The organism is Amycolatopsis sp. M39 (genome assembly GCF_001651785.1).
Classification (GTDB): domain Bacteria; phylum Actinomycetota; class Actinomycetes; order Mycobacteriales; family Pseudonocardiaceae; genus Amycolatopsis; species Amycolatopsis rubida.
This window is the reverse complement of record NZ_LWSF01000034.1, coordinates 85,267-103,364: the sequence shown is the minus strand read 5'-3', so window position 1 is coordinate 103,364 and position 18,098 is coordinate 85,267. Positions and strand designations below refer to the sequence as shown.

16 protein-coding genes are annotated in these 18,098 nt (G+C 71.1%); 5 read left to right on the top strand and 11 right to left on the bottom strand.

Annotated features, from left to right (window positions below; translation table 11 throughout):
* Nucleotides 1–100: 100 nt before the first annotated feature.
* The 4 genes from A4R44_RS41345 to A4R44_RS41330 all read right to left on the bottom strand — a co-directional run bounded on the left by A4R44_RS41345 (nt 101) and on the right by A4R44_RS41330 (nt 5,101).
* Nucleotides 101–958 (bottom strand): LLM class flavin-dependent oxidoreductase, encoded by an 858-nt coding sequence (locus A4R44_RS41345; protein ID WP_067593993.1) that lies wholly within the window; start codon nt 956–958, stop codon nt 101–103.
* Nucleotides 959–991: 33 nt separating this feature from the next.
* On the bottom strand, nt 992–2,584 hold the full coding sequence (locus A4R44_RS41340; RefSeq protein WP_067593899.1) for an amidohydrolase: 1,593 nt from the start codon (nt 2,582–2,584) through the stop codon (nt 992–994).
* Entirely contained in the window at nt 2,581–3,468 is an 888-nt protein-coding gene (locus A4R44_RS41335; RefSeq protein WP_198545650.1) for a C45 family peptidase, read from the bottom strand. Before A4R44_RS41335 ends, A4R44_RS41340 begins: the two co-directional genes overlap by 4 nt.
* A 196-nt stretch (nt 3,469–3,664) precedes the next feature.
* Nucleotides 3,665–5,101 carry a cytosine permease gene (locus A4R44_RS41330; protein WP_067593894.1) on the bottom strand — a complete coding sequence of 479 codons (1,437 nt, stop codon included), beginning with the start codon at nt 5,099–5,101 and terminating at the stop codon, nt 3,665–3,667.
* Between the two features lie 118 nt (nt 5,102–5,219).
* Here A4R44_RS41330 and A4R44_RS41325 point away from each other — a divergent pair, with 118 nt between their 5' ends.
* On the top strand, nt 5,220–6,257 hold the full coding sequence (locus A4R44_RS41325) for a LacI family DNA-binding transcriptional regulator (RefSeq protein WP_067593891.1): 1,038 nt from the start codon (nt 5,220–5,222) through the stop codon (nt 6,255–6,257).
* Here A4R44_RS41325 and A4R44_RS41320 read toward each other — a convergent pair whose 3' ends face one another.
* The gene (locus tag A4R44_RS41320; RefSeq protein WP_067593888.1) at nt 6,258–6,686 is read right to left on the bottom strand and encodes a DoxX family protein; all 429 of its coding nucleotides are present in this window, start codon (nt 6,684–6,686) and stop codon (nt 6,258–6,260) included.
* A 357-nt stretch (nt 6,687–7,043) separates the two neighbouring features.
* Nucleotides 7,044–7,961, bottom strand: coding sequence for an NADP-dependent oxidoreductase (locus tag A4R44_RS41315; RefSeq protein ID WP_067593885.1), 918 nt, complete (start codon nt 7,959–7,961; stop codon nt 7,044–7,046).
* A gap of 85 nt (nt 7,962–8,046) precedes the next feature.
* Between A4R44_RS41315 and A4R44_RS41310 the strand changes: the two genes are divergently transcribed.
* Nucleotides 8,047–8,613, top strand: coding sequence for a TetR/AcrR family transcriptional regulator (locus tag A4R44_RS41310; protein ID WP_067593882.1), 567 nt, complete (start codon nt 8,047–8,049; stop codon nt 8,611–8,613).
* 25 nt (nt 8,614–8,638) lie between these two features.
* Here A4R44_RS41310 and A4R44_RS41305 read toward each other — a convergent pair whose 3' ends face one another.
* The gene (locus tag A4R44_RS41305; protein ID WP_067593879.1) at nt 8,639–9,217 is read right to left on the bottom strand and encodes a TetR/AcrR family transcriptional regulator; all 579 of its coding nucleotides are present in this window, start codon (nt 9,215–9,217) and stop codon (nt 8,639–8,641) included.
* Nucleotides 9,218–9,284: 67 nt separating this feature from the next.
* Here A4R44_RS41305 and A4R44_RS41300 point away from each other — a divergent pair, with 67 nt between their 5' ends.
* Nucleotides 9,285–10,139: an SDR family NAD(P)-dependent oxidoreductase gene (locus A4R44_RS41300; RefSeq protein ID WP_067593876.1), complete on the top strand. Its 855-nt coding sequence runs from the start codon at nt 9,285–9,287 to the stop codon at nt 10,137–10,139.
* On the opposite strand, the gene A4R44_RS41295 is transcribed toward A4R44_RS41300, so the two are convergent.
* The 4 genes from A4R44_RS41295 to A4R44_RS41280 form a co-directional block, all read right to left on the bottom strand.
* A complete protein-coding gene (locus A4R44_RS41295; protein ID WP_067593873.1) occupies nt 10,132–11,154 on the bottom strand; it encodes an NADPH:quinone reductase in 1,023 nt (340 codons plus the stop codon). The genes A4R44_RS41300 and A4R44_RS41295 overlap by 8 nt on opposite strands.
* 171 nt (nt 11,155–11,325) lie before the next feature.
* Nucleotides 11,326–12,144, bottom strand: coding sequence for an LLM class flavin-dependent oxidoreductase (locus A4R44_RS41290; protein ID WP_067593870.1), 819 nt, complete (start codon nt 12,142–12,144; stop codon nt 11,326–11,328).
* 57 nt (nt 12,145–12,201) lie between these two features.
* The gene (locus tag A4R44_RS41285; protein WP_067593867.1) at nt 12,202–13,029 is read right to left on the bottom strand and encodes a peptidoglycan-binding protein; all 828 of its coding nucleotides are present in this window, start codon (nt 13,027–13,029) and stop codon (nt 12,202–12,204) included.
* A 79-nt stretch (nt 13,030–13,108) separates the two neighbouring features.
* Nucleotides 13,109–13,417: a cupin domain-containing protein gene (locus A4R44_RS41280; protein WP_067593990.1), complete on the bottom strand. Its 309-nt coding sequence runs from the start codon at nt 13,415–13,417 to the stop codon at nt 13,109–13,111.
* A gap of 174 nt (nt 13,418–13,591) precedes the next feature.
* Between A4R44_RS41280 and A4R44_RS41275 the strand changes: the two genes are divergently transcribed.
* Together A4R44_RS41275 and A4R44_RS41270 are read left to right on the top strand one after the other, a co-directional pair.
* Nucleotides 13,592–16,729, top strand: a complete 3,138-nt coding sequence (locus A4R44_RS41275; RefSeq protein WP_232792010.1) for a GH92 family glycosyl hydrolase — start codon at nt 13,592–13,594, stop codon at nt 16,727–16,729.
* Between the two features lie 105 nt (nt 16,730–16,834).
* Nucleotides 16,835–18,094: a Bcr/CflA family multidrug efflux MFS transporter gene (locus A4R44_RS41270; protein ID WP_198545649.1), complete on the top strand. Its 1,260-nt coding sequence runs from the start codon at nt 16,835–16,837 to the stop codon at nt 18,092–18,094.
* Nucleotides 18,095–18,098 lie beyond the last annotated feature (4 nt).

Here is an 18,098-nt window from a genome sequence, read left to right as displayed (position 1 = left end):
CGGATTCCGCCGTCGAGCGATGGTCCGGCACCGCGGCGCCGGATCCCGGGCGGCGTCCGGCCGCGCTCGCCGTGCGCGCTGCCCGAGCCGGTTCACCGGCCTACAGCGCAGGCGGTCCGGCCGCCGCCCGGCGCAGCACGGGCTCCAGCTTGTCCTCCTCCGCGCTCCCGAACGGCAGGCTTTCCTCCCACCACGTGACCCCTGCCTCGGCGAACGGTTCGACGAGGCCGCGCGCCTTGGCCGGGTCCTCCGGGCTCGTCCCGCCGAACACCACGTCGAACGGCGCGTCGGTCTCCCGCTCGCTCCGGATATAGGCGATCAGGTCCCGGACCTCGGCGATGTCCGGCAACCCCGTGGGACCGGCGGATTCGAAGATCGGCACCACCCCGTCCCAGCGGGCCGCGCGGCGCATCGGGCGCCGGTGGGGCCACCGGCCCGCCACCCAGACCGGCGGGCGCGGGCGCTGCACCGGCCTCGGCAGCAGCGTGCTGTCGCGGGCGGTGAAGTGCTTGCCGGAGAACGTCACCGGTTCGCCGGTCCAGAAGCGGGTGATCAGGTCGAGGCCCTCGTCCAGCTTCTCGGCGATCACCTTCGGGTCGGCGGATTCGCCGAAGTCGGCGTACTCCGCCTCCAGCGGAGCGCCCAGCCCGACGCCGAACACCACCCGGCCGCCGGACAGCAGGTCCAAAGTGGACACTTGACGGGCGAGCTGCTGCGGGCGGCGCCGTGCGACGGGCGTGACCATGGGGCCCAGCCGGATCCGGCTGGTGGCCAGGGCAGCTGCGGCGAGCAGGATCCACGGATCGCCGAAGGGGCGGCCGGGACGTTTGTCCAGCACCACGTGGTCCCAGACGAACAGGCCGTCCCAGCCCGCCTCTTCCGCCGCCGAGGCGACCTCGGCCACCGCGCGCGGGTCGGCGAAATCGCCGAAGTTCGGGATGCAGATCGAAAACCGCATGATCACCACCCTGCCCCACGCCCGGCGAAGCCGTCAATCGGATTTGCCCGCCACGAAGGTCTGCCGCACCTGGGCCCGCAGCAGCGCATCCGGCGCTTCGGTGAACGGATCTACGTCCAGCACAACGAAATCCGCAGCCAGGCCCGGCGCGAGCTGTCCGGTCAGGCCGTCCCATCGGCACGCGTACGCGGCGTCGCGGGTGCCGTGCGCGAGGGCTTCGGCCAGGGGCAGGGCGTATTCCGGCAGGTTGGGTGCCAGGCCGGGGTTCAGCGCGGAACGGCGGGTCGTCGCGATGTACATGTTCGGCAGTGGCGGATGAGGCGCGGTCGGGGCGTCGGAGCCGAACGCGAGGACGGCGCCAGCAGCAGTCAGTTCCGGCCACGGGTAGCCGCGCCGCACGCGGTCGTCGCCTAGCATCGCGCGCCAGTTGTCCTGGATCGCCGGGTCCGCGTGCACCGGCTGCATCGACGCGACAGCACCGAGTTCCGCCAGTCGCTTGACGTTTTCCGGGGCCACGGTCTCCAGGTGTTCGAGGCGATGCCGCCGGTCGCGCGGGCCGTTGGCCTCGATCGCGTGCTCCAACGCCGACAGCGCGATGTCCGACGCCTCGTCGCCGATGGCGTGCATCGCGACCTGCAAGCCTGCCGCGTCTGCCGCCGCGACCACCGGGGCGAGGGCTTCCCAAGGCCACAACGGCCCGGGGTGGCTCCCGTCCGCGAAGGGCTTCTTCATCGCCGCAGTACACGTGTCGATGACTCCGTCGACCATCACCTTGATCCCGGCCACCCGCAGCCAGGGCCCGGAGAGACGCGCGCTCAGTTCCGCCGCCCGCTCGACCTGGCGGAGGTCGTCCTCGGTGTTTCCGGTGCGCTCGATCAACCAGTGCCCGGCGACCCGCAGCGGAAGCCGTCCGCCTTCGAGCGCCCGTTCCAGTGCGGCGAGGTCGGCTTCGGTGAGCGCCATGTCGACAGCGGTCGTGACGCCGTCCGCGAGGTAGTGCGTGAACGCCGAGGTCAGTGCGCGGTCGCGGTCGGCGTCGCTGGTCTGGTCGTCGAGGAAATGCCGCATCAGTTGCAGCGCGGCGGTTTCGTAGAGCATCCCGTCCGGTTCGCCGGACGCGTCGCGCCCGATGCGGCCGTCGAGCGGGTCGGGGGTGTCGCGGTCGATGCCCAGTTCGCGCAGCGCGGCGCTGTTGACCCACGCGGAGTGGACGTCGTTGGCGGCGAGGTAGACCGGACGGTCCGGGACCGCCGCGTCGATCAGCTTCCGGTGCGGCGCTTGCTCGCCGAGCGCGTCGAAAAGCCAGCCGCGGCCGAGGATCCGGGGCGCGGCCGGGTCGTCCGCTGCGGCGCGGGCGAGCCGGTGCTGGATGTCTTCGGGAGAGGTGGCGGAGAAGAGGTCCACTTGCTCCAGCGCTTCGCCCATCATGACCAGATGGGTGTGCGCGTCGACGAAACCGGGGAGCACGAAGGCCCCGTCGAGGTCGACCACCCGTGCTTCGATCCGGTCGGCCGCCGCGGTGCTGCCTGCGTATTCGATGGTCTCGCCGCGGACGACCATGGATTCCGCCCAGCCGGACGGGCTCGCGGTGAAGATCCGGCCGCCGCGGTAGTGCACTGGCGTCATCGGGCCACCACCGTCTCCGCCGCGGCGAACGTGCGCCAATCGGCCGCCGTGTTCGGGCTGCCTGCGTGGATCCGCACGGTTCGGGCAGCTGGTTCGAGCACCACGGTGGCCAGCGTGGCCCATCTGTCGCCGAACGAAGCGTCCGCGTCCGGAACGCAGCACAGCTTCGGTTCGCCGGGTTCGGAGCGGAGGAAGGGGACGAGGCCGACGGCGTGCGCGGGCGCCGGGCAATCCTGGAGCCGGGTGGTCAGCAGTGCGTGCCTCAGCTGGGAATCCGGTTCGAAGAGCCCGCGCTTCTCGCGGGCGGCGGCGACGGGGTCGAGAAAGTGATTGGTGTGCACCAGGAAACCTGCTTCGGGGTCGAGGGCGGTTACTCCGGCCGGGCTCAGCTCGGCGCAGACTGCCGTGCCGGGGTCGAGCAGCGTGAAGGCGCCGGACGTGCGGATCGGGGCTGTTCGCAGCAGGTCGAGCGCTTCGGCGATGCTGCCTGCTTCGCCGAGGACGGCCGCGGCCAGCACGTGGACCGGGATGCCCGCGGCGGAGTCGTCCTGGTGGCCCAGGATGGTGAAGAACAGGCCGAGACCGGCGCTGTTGACGCCGATCTTGCCGAGGATGCCGTGTTCGGTGATTCCGGCGAAGGCGTACCGCGTGCCGCGGACTTCCTGCGTGTGCCAGCACTCCGCGAGCTCGATGTGCCAGTCCCAGGTTTGAACGCCGTAAGGGGCGCCGGACTCGGGAACGCGCACGAGAGTGGAGCATTCCGGTTGAGTGCTCGGTGCGGCCGCGATGATCTCGGTGCGTCCGTTGAGCGCGGCCGCCTGCCACTGTCGATCCCGGCGCCTGCGGCGATGCCCGCGATCTCGTCGGCGTAGCGGTTCCGCCACGCGGCGACGTTGTCCAGCAGCCGGAGTGCGTCGGCTCGGATCTGCTGTTCGGTGCGGCCGAGAGTGTCGAACCAGCGCAGGTACAGCTCCAGCGCATCGGTCAGGCCCTCGCGCAGCTGGACGCCGCGAGAAACTCCGCGGGTGTACGGTTCCGGGTCGTTGACGAGCAGGTGCATCGCGTTCCTCGCGGTCGGGGTCAGGCGGTGGCGCGGGGACGGCCGGCGAGCAGGTACACGCCGGCGGAGATCAGCATTCCCGCTGGCAGCGAGAAGTCAATTCCGCCTGCCGCGCTCGCGAGGAACCCGGTGTACATCCCGGGAAGCGCGAGGAAGGAGGCCGAAGCTGCCGCGCCGAGGACGAGGGCGGCGATTCCGGGCCAGTGCACGCCGCCGACGTACCAGAACGGGCCGCCGCGGCGTTCGTCGGCGAGTGCGTGCCCGTCGTAGCGGTTGCGGCGCAGCAGGAGGTCGGTCACGTAGATCGCCATCATCGGGCCGAGCACGACGACCATCAGCTGCATCATGTCGTTGACTGCTTTGAGAAAATCGGACACGAGCAAGGCGTACAGGGTGAGCAGCACGCCGGCCGTGCCGTCCAGCAGAACGCTGCGAGAGCGGCGCAGGCGGACGCCGATCGCCTGCAGCGCGAGGCCGGAGCTGTACACGGTCATCGCGTTGTTGGCGATCGCGCCGAGGATCACCGCGATCAGGAAGATCGGGGTGAACCACGGCGGCAGCACGGATTCCAGCGCGGCTTGCGGGTCGCTCATGTCCAAAGTGGTCGCCGCGAACGCGCCGAGCGCGGTGAACACGATGCTCGGCAGGAAGGCTCCGGCGGCAGTCCATGCGGCGACGGCGAACGGTTTGGTGTCGCGCGGCAGATACCGCGCGAAGTCCGCGCTGTTGTTGTAGGACAAGGAAGCCGACGCGACCAGCGCTACGCCGCCGGCCAGCGCCGCCCACAGCGCGACTCCGTGCAGCGGAGCCGGGGGCTGGTAGCTCCATGCGGTGTGCCGGATCAGGAATCCGCCCAGCACCAGGAAAACCGCGGTCGTCACGATGGCCAGCGGCAGGTAGAGGCGGACGATCACGGAGTGGCCGTAGACGCTGATCACCAGCGTCGCGGCGGCGACCGCGACGATCACGACGACCTTGCCCAGGGTGTTCAGCTCGATGCCGAGCCGCGCGCACAGGCTGAAGGCCGTCACTGAGGCCGCGGACCAGCTCAAGGCCACGTAGCAGACCGAAACGAGCCAGCCGTTCAGGCCGATCACGAAGCGGTTGCCGCGGACGCCGAACATCGCCCGCATGATGACCTCGCTCGGCGCGCCCGCCGCCGGGCCGCTGACCGAGACGAGGCCGACCAGCACCCAGCACAGGTTGCCGGCGACGATCACCGCGAGCGCCTGCGGCAGGCTCAATCCGCTGAGCACCAGCGCGCCGCCGACGACCAGGCTGAGGTAGCTGACGTTGGGCGCGGCCCACACCCCGAACAGGTCCCGGGCCCGGCCGTGCCGTTCGTCGTCGCCGATGACGTCGATGCCGTGGGCTTCCACCCGGGGGCCGCGCCCGGACCTGGGCGGGGGCGGGGCGGATGCGCCGGGCGACACGGGCGGCGTGGCGGGAGCGGTCATGGCGAACCTCCGGGCCGGGGAATCGACTCGGGCCACGGTAAGGACCCAAATCGATTTGGGCAATGCTCGTCCCGCGGCGGGTTCCAAAACGATTTGGGCGAGGTTAGGCTGCTGCGCCATGGCCGGGAAAAGAACGCGGGCGACCATCAAGGACGTCGCCCGCCGCGCCGGGGTTTCGCCGACGACGGTGTCGCACGCCTTCAGCGGGAACGGGACGGTCGCGGCCGAGACCGCGGAGCGGGTGCGGGAGGCGGCGCGCGAACTGGGCTACCGGCCGGACACGGTCGCGCGCGGGTTGCGGTCGAGCAGGCTCGGGGTGCTCGGGCTCGTGGTGCGGCCGCTCGACCCGTCGGACACCGCGTTCCTGGAGGGCGTCGACTACTTCCTGCGGTTCGCCGGATCGGCCGCGCTGGCCGCGGTGGAACGCGGGTACGGCCTGATGCTGGTGCCGGATCCGACCCGGGCCGACGCGCCCGCGGTCGGGCTCGCCTGCGACGGATTCCTGATCACCGAACCGGTCGAGAACGATCCGCTGATCACCATGCTGGACCGCGAATGCGTGCCGTTCCTCGGCGTCGGGCGGGATCCGGCGCGGCCCGCGTCGCCGGACTACCTCGACCTCGGCACCGGGCGGATCGTCGCCGAGGTGCTCGACCACCTGGCCGCGGCGGGTGGCACGCGGGTCGCGGCGGTGCTGGGCACCGATCGCAACGAATGGAACCTGGACGCCGAAAGGGCTTACCTGGACTGGGTTGGCGTTCGCGGGCAGCAGCCGCTGGCGGTGCGCCGCGCGGAGGTCGCGGGGGAGGCGGGCGGCCGCGAGGCGGGAGAGGAGCTGTTCGCGCTGGATTCGCCGCCGGACGCGGTGTACTGCCAGACCGGGCGGCACGCGGCCGGGGTGCTGGCCGCCGCGCGGGCGCGGGGCTTGGCGGTGCCCGGCGACGTGCGCATCGCCTGCGGCGCGGATTCCGATTCCGAGCACACCCGGTCGGGCGTTCCGCCGATCACCGCGGTCGATCTGCGGCCGGTGCGCCTGGCCCGCACGGCCGTGGCGGTGCTCGTCGACCGGGTCGAAGGGATCGAGCCGCCTGTTCCCGGGCCGGCGGAGTACGAACTGATAGTGCGCGGGTCGACCCGGGGACAGGCAGTGGGTTAGCTAGGCGTGCGGGACCGCGCCGACGCGCGAGTCACGCGGCCGCAGAGCCGAAAGCGCCCCGCTGAGCGCGAGCCGGCCGGGGCCGGTGAACGCGAGCAGCAGCAGCGCCCAGCAGAACATCGCGGCCGCTTCGCCGCCGTTCTCGATGGGGAAAAGTCCTTGCGGCAGATGGACGGAGAAGTAGGCGTACGCCATCGACCCCGATCCGATCAGCGCCGCGACGCGGGTCGCGGCACCGAGCAGGACGAGCCCGCCCGCGACGAGCTGGATCAGCGCGGCCCACCAGCCCGGCCAGGCGCCCGCCTGCGCCGTGCCGTGCGCGCCGAGCACTCCGAACAGCGATTTCACGCCGTGGCAGGCGAAAAGGAACCCGACGACGATGCGGAACAAACCGAGCGCGTAATCCTGTGCCGCGTCCAGCCGGTGCATGATGCCTCCACATAGGACGACTCGGGCGGACGGCGGAGACGTCCGTTCGGACACCAGTACCGGTCCGCAGAGTGGTCCAGACCTTTCCTGGACCGGTGTCAAGGTATACCGGTGACCGGAGTCTCCGCGATACCTGCGAAAGTCAGGTTCCGCCCGGTCCGCGGCGTGTGGTAACGGCCGGTGAACGCAGCGGCGTCCGGTTCGGGGAAGCGGCAGGGCCGTTGGGGGGAACGGGGTTTCCGGCGTCTGCCGTCGAGAACGGCGCCGGGCGGCCCGGCCGCGGCTGCGGCGAGTTCCGCGGCGCACGGCGTTCCGGAAACCAAGTCCGGACTTGGTTTCCGGCGCTGTGTCAACGGTTCACAGCGCGACCACGATCTTGCCGTGCACGTGGCGTCCGGCCTGCATCGTCACCGCTTCGCGGATCTGCTCGACCGGAAAGGCCGCGGCGATCGGCACAGTGAGCTCCCCGATGCGGATCGCGCCGGTGATCCGTTCGAGGGCACCGGAATCCGCGTCGAACGCACCTGTCGCACGCACGCCCGGCAAGGCGGGGCCGTCGGCGACGGTGGAGATCCGCTCGGGAGCCACGCCGAGTCCGAGCGCGGTCTCGGCTGTCTCCCTGCCGAACAGGTCGGTCGCCGCGGTGATCCCTTCTGGCGCCAAGGCGCGCACCCGATCCGCGAGGCCGGGGCCGTATGCCACGGGTTCGGCGCCGAGTTCGCGCAGGAAGCCGAATGTGCGCTCGGAGGAGGTGCCGAGCACTCGGGCGCCGGCCAGCTTCGCCAGTTGCACGGCGAAGATGCCCACGCCGCCCGCTGCTCCGCCGATCAGGACAGTGTCCCCGGAGCGGAGCCCGATCGCGGCGAGCGCGGCGGAGGCCGTCAGACCGGCCACCGGGAGCGTGCTCGCCACCTCGTCGCTGATGCCCTCCGGTGTGCGCCACAGCGTCGAGGCGGGAGTTTTGACCAGTACGAAATCGGCGACGGACCGGCCGATCGCGCCCCCGTACACCCGGTCGCCCACAGTGAATCCGGAGGCTTCGGCTCCTGTTTCGTCCACCGCTCCGGCGAAATCGCTGCCGAATCCGGCGGGCAGCGTGATGCCGAACCGCGCCGCCGTTTCCGGCCGGGCGGCGATCTGCCAGTCCATCGGATTCAGCCCGGCGGCGGTGACCCGGACGCGGACCTCGTCCGGTCCGGCGTGCGGCTCGGGCACCTCCTCCAGGCCGAGTGCTTCCGGGCCGCCGAATCGCCGGTAACGGACAGCTTTGCTCATCGGTCGCTTCTCCTCGGGTCAGTGATGGGACTTGGTCTCATCAACCGTACCCGAGCGACGAGACCAAGTCCCGTAGACTTGTCCCATGGCTCGCTGGCAACCGGACGCACCAGGGCGGCTCGCCGCCGCGGCCCTCGACCTGTTCGAGGAACGCGGCTACGAGAACACGACCGTGATCGGGATCGCCGAGCGCGCGGGCCTTACCAAGAGCACGTTCTTCCGGCACTTCCCGGACAAGCGCGAGGTGCTCTTCGGCGAAAGCGCGATGACCGGCCTGCTCGCCGGGGCGATCGCGGCGGCGCCGGCCGCGGCCGGGCCGCTTGAGGCGGTGGCGCACGCCCTGGACGTGCTCGGCCGCGAGGTTTTCGCCGATGACCGGCGCGAGTTCAGCGCCCGGCGGCAGGCCGTGCTGGAGGCCAATCCGGAATTGCGGGAACGCGAAGCGCGCAAACGGATCGGTCTCGTCGATGCGATGACCGAGGCGCTCGAACACCGCGGCGTCCCCGGCCGGACCGCGCGGGTGGCCGCGAAACTGGGTGCGCTCGCCTGGGAGATCGCGCACGACGAATGGATCGCGACGAACGGCGAGGATTTCGCTTCGCTGGTGCGGCAAGTGCTCGCCGAAGTGCGCGAGGTCAGTGCTGCCTGCTGAGGATGCTTGCGGCGGATGCCGCGGGTCACGACCGCGGCGGCCATCCGGATTCGAGCAGCGCGAATACCGACGCCAAAGCGGCGGCGGGATCCGGTGCGGCGCCGGTGAGATCCGGGATCTCCAGCACGAACCGCGCCAAAGCCCGCACGGCCGGGTCGTCGCGAGGTGAGCCGCTTTCCTCGGCCAGCGCGGTCGTCAGGCCGGGTTCGCAGGAATGCCACAGGCGGCGCGCGTACTCGCGCAAGGCGGGCGTCTGCACGATCAGGTCCCGTTTCGGGGCGTGTTCCGGCGGGATGTCCGTCGAGTACGGGCCGCGGGCAGCGAAGAATTTGTGCAAGGCCGCGAGAACCGGTTCGTCTGGGGCGCGATCTCGGACCGCGGCGACGATTCCGGCCCGGCGTTCCGACCCGTCGTCGAAGATCAGCGCGTCCTTGCCGTCCGGGACGTGGGCGAAGAGGGTCGCGACGGAGATGTCGGCCTCTTCGGCGATCTGCGCGACGGTCACCCGGTCGTAGCCGTGCTTCAGGAACAGCCGCAGTGCGACCTCGTCCAGCCTGCGGCGGGTTTCGCGTTTGCGGCGTTCGCGTCGTCCGGTGTTGACCACGACCCGAGGCTACCCCAAAGCTGAAGTAGGTTTAAAGTTGGAATCACTTCAGTTTTAGGAGGATGCCATGACAGTGCTGGTGACCGGGGGCAATGCCGGGATCGGCTACTTCGTCGCGGAGCAGCTGGCCGAGGCGGGGGTGGAGGTGGTGCTCGGCAGCCGGGACGCGGCGAAGGCGGAGGTCGCGCTGCGGGTCCTCCGCGAGCGGGTGCCGGGGGCGCGCGCGTCGTGGGCGCGGCTGGACCTTGCCGACCTGGCGTCGGTCAACGGAATCGAGGTCGGGGGACTCGACGCGGTCGTGCTGAACGCGGGAGTGCGTCTCGAAGGGCCGCAGCGGCGGGAGACCCGGGACGGGCACGAGATGTCGTTCGGGGTCAACCATCTCGGGCATTTCGCGCTGACCGCGGCGCTTCAGGACCGGTTGCGGCCAGGGGCGAGGATCGTGACCATGGGCAGCTTCGCGGCGAAATCGGCGAAGCTCGATTTCGCCGATCTGGAGAGCAAGCGGGATTATCAGCCGAAAACCGCGTACGAACGATCGAAGCTCGCGCAGACGCTCTTCGCGCTGGAGCTGGATCGGCGGCTGCGGGCCGCCGGGAGCAGCAGGCTCAGTGTCGTCGCGCATCCTGGCGGGGCGCTGGACCGCCTGACTCCGGACCGGCCGCCGTTGCACGTGCGGGGCACGAAGCTGAACCTCGCGCGCATTGCCTTGCAGGGCAAGGACGGCGGCGCGCGGCCAGCGGTGCGGGCGGCGGTCGGTCCGGATGTCCACAGTGGTCAGATCTGGGGTCCGCGCGTGTTCGGCCTCAAGGGAAAGCCCCGGCCGGAGCCGGTGCGCGGACCGTACGCGGACGCCGAAGCCGCCGCCCGGGTGTGGGCGGCGAGCGCGGAGCTGACCGGGGTCGAGCCGGTGTTCAGCTGACGTCGATCAGGATCTTTCCGGTGACGCCCTTCTCCGACGCCTCGTGCGCGCGAGCCGTTTCCGCCAGCGGGAACCGGTGCACGGGCAGTCCGTGCTCGGGGCCGAGTCGCAGTCCGCCGTCGCGCAGGGCGGCGTTCAGGTCTTCCGCACCGGCGTGCAGGTGGTCCCATCCGACGGTGTAGAGCACCAGGAACTGGTAGCGGCTGTTGAGGAAGACGTTCTGTCCGAAGTCGACAGTCACGGTTCCGGTGCCGCGGTCGTCGCCGTAGGCCGCGACCACCCCGCGCGGACGGAGAACCGCGGCGTGCAGGGGAGCGTTCACGCCGGCGGCGACCTCCACGATCACGTCGACCCCCTCCGGCGCGATTTCCCGGATCGCCGCGGCGACGTCTCCTTCGGTGTACCGCACGACATGCTGCGCACCGGCGGCGCGCGCGAGTGAGGCTTTGTCCTCGGTGCTGACCGTGGCGATCACGGTCGCTCCGGCCCAGCGCGCCAGCTGGATCGCGGCGTTGCCGACCGCGCCCGCGCCGCCGCTGACCAGAATCGTCTTGCCGGCCAACGCCTTCGGGGCGAGCCGTCGCGGCCCGTCCTCGGCGACGGTGAGCGCGCGGTGCGCGGTGAGCGCCGGGATCGCGAAAGCGGCGCCCTCGTCGAAACCGGACTCGTCGGGGAGCGGGACGAGCCGGTCCGCCGGAAGCACGGTGTACTCCTGCGCGGTCCCGGACGTCGGCGTGTGCGCGGCGGCCAGCAGCAGCCACACCCGGTCGCCCGCGGAGAATCCGTCCACCCCGGCGCCGACCGCGTCCACGACGCCGGCCCCGTCCTGGTTGGGCACGGACAATTCGGCCTCGGCGCCGAAACGGGAGCCGGAGCGCGCTTTCCAGTCGGTCGGGTTGACCGCGGACACGACGATCCGCACGCGCACCTCGCCCGGCCCTGGCTCCGGCACGGCGAGTTCGGACAAGGTCAGCACTTCCGGGCCGCCGAACTGGCGGTAGGTCACAGCTTTCACCCTCGATGCAATTCACCGGCGGGCGCGGCTATTCCCGCCGGGCGGGTCAGCGTCCGGCGAGTCGTGCGATGACCGGGGTGAAGTGTTCGAGGAAGGTGCCGTTCACGCCGGCAGTACGGCGCTCTGGGTTCTTTGCGATGGTGTTGTGGCCGGCGGGTCGTGGCGGCCGGGTCAACATCCGGCGAGCCGTGCGATCACGGGGGCGAAGTCTTCGAGGAAAGCCCCGTTCACGCTGTAGTACGAGACCCCGAGTTCCTCGCGCCGCCGCTGCAGCTCCTCGGCCATCGCGGCCGGTCCGCCGCGCAGCAGGGTGAGCGAGTCGTGCTCGACGAGGGTTTCGATGTCGTGCCCGATGAAACCGCGGATCCACGGCGGGATCTCTTCCCCGACGACGAAAATGTTCATCGCCAGCTCGACCTGCCTGCCGCCCGCCGCCGAGCGGATCTCGGCGGCGTGCTCCGCGGCCTCGGCACGCGTCGCGAGGACGCTGCCGGCGAGGGTGACGATGTCCGCCCGTTCACCGGCCAGCCGCCGGGCTTTCGGCCCGCCCGCGGCGACCATCACCGGCGTGTGCGCGTCGCCGTCGAGACGGCGCAGGTGCGAGATCGTGTCCGACACCTGGGCCAGCCGCTCCGGGCCGGTGCCATAGGGCAGGCCCAGTTCGGCGGCGGCTTCGCGCATCGGCGGGATCCCGGTGCCGATCCCCATCTCGAACCGGCGGTCGGTGAGCACGCTGAGGCTGTGCGCCTCCCACGCGGCCGCGCGCGGCGTGCGCAGCGGGCTGGCGAAGACGAACGTCCCGACCCGCAGTTCGGTGGTCACCGCCGCCGCGACCGCCAGCGAGGCGGTCGGGGTCGGGAGATGGAGATTGTCCGGCGACAGCAGGGTCGAATATCCGAGCTCCTCCGCGCGGCGGGCCGTTTCGCGCCATTTCGCGCCGCCCTCCTGCGCCGCCGCGACGACCCCGAACCGAAATGTGTTTCCCGCCATGGCACCAGAAAACCACGGCTGCCGCACTCGCGCCAGCAACTGCGGCAGCCGGGCGGGTCAGCCGCGCTGGTACTGCTCCCAGGTCAGCTTCGGGTTGACCGCGGGGCCGTCGTCCTTGCCGTGGTCGGCGAGGCCGTTCTGCCCGAGGTAGTACCCGCCGACCTGGTGCTGCGCGCCCGAGGACAGATCCGGATCGTTCACCGCGATCGCGTGGATGTGGTAGCCCCAGTCGCCCTGGGAGGGCGTGCGCACCCAGGCCGCGAACCCGACCTTCCGGAGGTCCTTGGCGAATTCGACGCGGGTCCCCGAGGACATGTTCGCCACCGAAACGTCGAAAGCCCCGCCGCCGTCGTGCGTTCCGGCCGACGCGCCGACGCCGCCCGGGTTGTACGAACCCTGGGTGAGGCCGACGTCCTTGCCGAACAGCTTCTCCGCCGCCTGGAGCATGGCCTTGGTGCGCGTGTTCAGCGTGACGCCGTGATAGGTCACGTGGCTGCCCGCGGACACGACGTTCGACACCGTGTACGTGCCGGAGCCGAGCTTCTCCAGCGACGTCTTGCCGGGCAGGCCGGACGCGTCGATTCCGGTGTAGCCAAGGGACTTCTGGTACTTCGAGTAGGCGTCGATCGTGGTCGTGCCGAAGTAGCCGTCGACGTACTTGGCCTCCAGCAGCCCCTTGGCCTGCAGCGCCTTCTCGACCAGCAGGACGCTGTCGTGCGCACCCGGCGTCTGCGTGCTGTCGGCGCGCTGCGGGTCGATCTGGGCCGCGAGCAGCACGGCCTCCATGTTCGCCGCCGGCAGCGCCGCGGCTACGCCCGGAACGGCGACGGCGACCGTGGCCGCCGCCGCGGCTCCGGCGGTGAGCACTGCGAGTTTCCTGAGCATCCGTGTCCTCCCGGTCCTGGTCGGTCCGGGCCGAGCATCGCCGAGCGGGATACACGGGACGTACAAATGCGGCTTGGCCTCACTCCAGCCACTCGGTGACGAACCGGTCGTTCTCGTGGATGTGCACCGCCTCGTACGGTCCGGGACCGAGGGAAACGAATTTGTGCGGCGTGTCCGCCGGAGCGACGAGCACCTCCCCGGCGACGCCTTCGCGCTGCTCGTCGCCGATGGTGAACAACGCGCGCCCGCGCTGGATGACGAAGGTTTCGCGGTAGGGGTGCCGGTGCAGCCGCGGTCCGGTGCCGGGCTCGGTGGCGTATTCGCGGATGACGGAGACGCCGGAGCCGACCTCGTAGCCCTCGACGTTCCGGGTGGCGGGTTCTGTCATGCCCGTCGAGGCTAGCCGCCGGACGCGCGCGGCGAGCACGGGAAGCGCGGCGGGTATGAGGCGTGCCTCCGGTCGGATGTCTGTCCGGTCGAAACCGGCCAGATCTCTGTCATCCGGTTGACCTCGCCGCCCGCGAGCCGGAAAGGTCGGACAACACGAGGTCTGGGAGGTGCCGTGCGGTACTCAGTCGTGGCAGCGTTGGCGACGGCAGCGGTCGTCGGAGCGGGAACCGTTGCGGCGGCCGCGCCGCAGACGCCGCTCGTAAGCGACCCGGCGGCGTACGTCGATCCGCTCGTCGGCACGGGACGCGGCGGCAGTTCGGTCGGCGAGATCAACAACTTTCCCGGCCCCGCCGCACCGTTCGGGATGATGCAGTTCTCGCCGGACACCGACGGGTCCTACGCCGGCTACCAGTACCACAGCGACAAGATCCGCGGCTTCAGCCTCGACCACGCGTCGGTCGGCTGCAACGCGTTCGGCGACGTCCCGATCCTGCCGATCACCGGCGACGTCGGAGCGAATCCGTGGGACCGCGTCGAGCGCTTCACCCACGACGGCGAGCAGGCCGAACCGGGCTATTACGCCGTCACGTTTCCCGATTCCGGCGTGCGTACCGAGCTGACGGCGACTACCCGCACGGGGATGGCGGCCTTCGCCTTCCCGGCGGGGCAGAACGCGCAGGTGCTGGTGAAGGGCGGCGCGAGCCTGGCGGGCAACTCGGCGGCGGGGCTGCGGATCACCGGCGACCGCGAGGTCAGCGGCCAGGCGACGACCGGCCATTTCTGCGGAAAGCCGAACAAGTACACCGTCTACTACGACATCGCCTTCGACCGCCCGTTCACCGCGCACGGCACCTGGGACGGCAAGACCGTCCAGCCGGGCAGCGACCAGGCCGACGCGCCGAAAGCCGGGGCGTACCTGACGTTCGGCGACGCCGGCGTGGTCCACGCCAAGGTCTCGATGTCCTATGTGGACGTTCAGGGCGCGAAGAAGAACATGGCGCCCGGCTGGGACTTCGCCGCGATGCGCGAGCACACGAAGGACGCCTGGCGCGACGCACTCGGCCGGATCCGCGTGGCGGGCAAGGACTCCGCGCAGCTCAAAACGTTCTACACCGCGCTCTACCACGGCCTGATGCACCCCAACACGTTCAACGACGCCGACGGCCGCTACCTCGGCTTCGACAACCGGATCCGCACGCTCCCGCCCGGGCGCTCGCAATACGCCAACTTCTCCGACTGGGACACCTACCGCTCGCTCGCGCCCCTGCACGGCATGCTGTTCCCGAAGGAAGCCAGCGACATGGCGCAGTCGCTGACCAACGACGCGGTCCAGGGCGGCTGGTGGCCGCGCTGGCCGATGGCCAACGGCTACACCGGGCAGATGACCGGCGACAGCTCGGTCGCGCTGCTGTCGAGCCTCTACGCCTTCGGCGCTCGCGACTTCGACGTCAAGACCGCGCTGAAGTACCTGGTCAAGGGCGCGACGTCGGTGGACGAAACGCCGGGCGCGTACCAGGAACGCCGGGGGATCGCGGACTACCTCGCCCGCGGCTACCTGCCCAACAACGACGCCTCCCGCGGCGACCACGCGCGCGTCGGCGCCTCGATCACGCTGGAATGGGCGATCGACGACTTCGCCATCGCGCAGTTCGCCGGCGCGATCGGCGAGCGCGGCGTCGCCCGCGACTTCGCGAAACGCGGCCAGAACTGGCAGCACCTGTTCAACCCGGCGACCGGCTACCTCCAGCCGCGCGGCCAGGACGGCCGGTTCCCGGACGGCCCGGCCTACCAGCCGCCCGCGCCCGGCACCTTCGGCCAGGACGGTTTCGACGAGGGCAACGCCGCGCAGTACACCTGGCTCGTGCCGCAGGACACGGCCGGGCTGGTGACCGCGATGGGCGGTCCGGCCGCGGTGTCCGCGCGGCTCGACACCTTCTTCCAGAAGCTCAACGTCGGCCCGAACGAGCCGTACATGTGGGCGGGCAACGAGCCCGACTTCGGCGTCCCCTGGCTGTACAACCACGTCGGCCAGCCGTGGAAGACCCAGGAGGTGGTGCGCCGGATCGCGACCACGCTGTTCAGCGCGACGCCGGACGGCGAGCCCGGCAACGACGACCTCGGCGCGCAATCGTCCTGGTACGTCTGGGCCGCGCTGGGGCTCTATCCGCCGACTCCCGGCACGCCTGATCTCACCGTGCACAGCCCGCTGTTCGAGCGCGCAGTGCTGACCCTGCCCGGCGGTCGCACGCTGGACATCCGCGCGCCGGGAGCTTCGACGACCACGCAGTACGTCCACGGCCTGGCCCTGAACGGGCACCGGTGGGATCGGACGTCGTTGCCGCAGAGCCTGGCGCGGGACGGCGGGCGGCTCGACTTCGCGCTGTCCGCGCAGCCGGACCGGAACTGGGCGGCGACCACACAGCCACCCTCCTACCGGGACGGCGAGGAACCGTTCGTCGGCTCGGCGGCCAACCAGGTGACCGTCGAACCGGGCGGCTCCGGCACCGTCGCGGTGAACGGCCAGCGGCTCGGCGGGCACCCGCGTTCGCTGACCGTCTCGACCTCGGCACCGGCCGGGATCACCGTGTCCGGACCGCGTTCGGTGCGGCTCGACAGCCGAACCGGCGGCGGGAAAACGGAACTGACCGTGACCGCGGCGGCGGGCACTCCCGCGGGTTACTACGAAGTGCCGGTGACCTTGCGCGGAGCCGGACATTCGGTTTCTTCCTCGGCAATTGTGGTCGTCGCGCCGAAGGGAAGCCTGGCCGGCGCGTTCGGCAATGCCGGAATTTCCGACGACGGCGACGGCGGTTCGGCGAATTTCGACGGCGCCGGGAACAGCTATTCGCGGAAAGCGCTGGCGGACGCCGGTCTCGCTCCGGGTTCGACCGGACACGCAGCGGGCACGACGTTCGTCTGGCCCGCCGCGCCGTCCGGCCGCCCGGACAACGCGGTGCCGTCCGGGCAGAAGCTCGATCTCGGTGGAACTCCGGCGGGCCGCCTGCTTTTCGTCGGTTCGGCGACGAACGGGGACCATCGCGCAACCGCGGCCGTGGCGTTCACCGACGGCACGACGGCGACCGCCGATCTTTCGTTCGGTGACTGGGTGTTGCCGGGAGGAAAAACCGAACCAGTGTTCGGCAATACGCTCGTGGCCCGCGCCGCGTACCGGAATCAGGCCGGCGGCCAGGGAAGCGGCGCCTCGGTTTACGCGACCTCGCCGCTGGAAATCCCGGCCGGAAAGAAGATCGCGACAGTGACGCTCCCGGTCGATCCGGACCTCCACGTATTCGCCCTCGGTCTCGGGTGAGCTTGTCAAGCGGGATTCCCAGGGTGTGATCTGTTCGCGGGTTCCGGAATTTCCCGGCCCTCTTCGTCGTAAGTGACTGGCGTGCTCACGACGAAGGGGAGTGGCGTGAACGAAACACGCGAAGCGCCGAATGCCGGGAGCCAGCTGAAGCTGGTGCTCGTGCTGGGCGTTCTGGTGGCACTGGGGCCGCTGTCCATCGACATGTACCTGCCGGCTCTGCCGGACATCACCCGCGAACTGTCGACGACGGAGTCGACGATCCAGCTGACCCTCACCGGAACGGTGCTGGGGCTCGGACTGGGCCAGCTGATCGCCGGCCCGCTCTCGGACGCGATGGGGCGGCGCATCCCGCTCGTAGTGGGAAGCGCGATCCACGTGCTCGCGTCGCTGCTGTGCCTGGTGGCTCCGACAGTCGAGCTGCTGAGCGCGGCGCGCGTGCTGCAGGGGCTGGGCGCCGCGGCAGGCGCGGTGCTGGCGCTCGCCGTCGTGCGCGACCTCTACACCGACCGCGCCGCGGCGAAACTGCTGTCCAAGCTCATCCTGGTGATGGGCGTGTCCCCGGTGCTGGCTCCGACGCTCGGCAGCGCGCTGCTGGCGTGGACGCACTGGCGCGGGGTGTTCGTGGCGCTCGCCGCGATCGGGCTGGCGAGCGGCGTCGCGGCGGCACTGGCGCTGCCGGAGACCCTGCCGCCCGCGCGGCGGCAGCCGTTCAAGGTCCGGGCGACCGTGCGGTCCTACCGGACCCTGTTCGCCGACCGCTCGTTCGTCGGGCTGGTGCTGGTGGCCGGGTTCGCGATGGCCGGGCTGTTCGCGTTCGTCAGCGGCGGGTCGTTCGTGTTCCAGCAGCAGTACGGGCTCGACCAGCAGCAGTTCGGCCTGATGTTCGGGGCGAGCGCGGTGTGGCTGATCGCCGCGACGCAGGTCAACGCCCGGCTGATGAACCGGTTCGAACCGCACCAGGTGCTGCTTTTCGCGAGCGTCGCGGCGGGGGCCTCGGCGGCGGTGCTGCTGGTGACCGCGCTGACCGGCTTCGGCGGCATGTTCGGCGTCGCGGTACCGGTGTGGGTGGTGCTGTTCTTCGCCGGGCTGATCCTGCCGAACGCGCCCGCGGTCGCGCTCGACGCGCACGGGGACAACGCGGGAACGGCGGCGTCGCTGCTGGGCGCGGTGCAGTTCGGCGTCGGCGCGGCGGTCTCGCCGGTGGTCGGCCTGCTGGGCAACAACGCGGTCGCGATGGCCACGGTGATGTTCGGCGGACTGGTGGTGTCCGGGCTGGTGCTGTGGCTGGTCGCACGGCCGTGGCAGGGCCGGGAGGCCGAGCCGGAGGTGCTGGCAGGCACCCGGGTGCCGGTGGCGGTCGAGTAGGGCG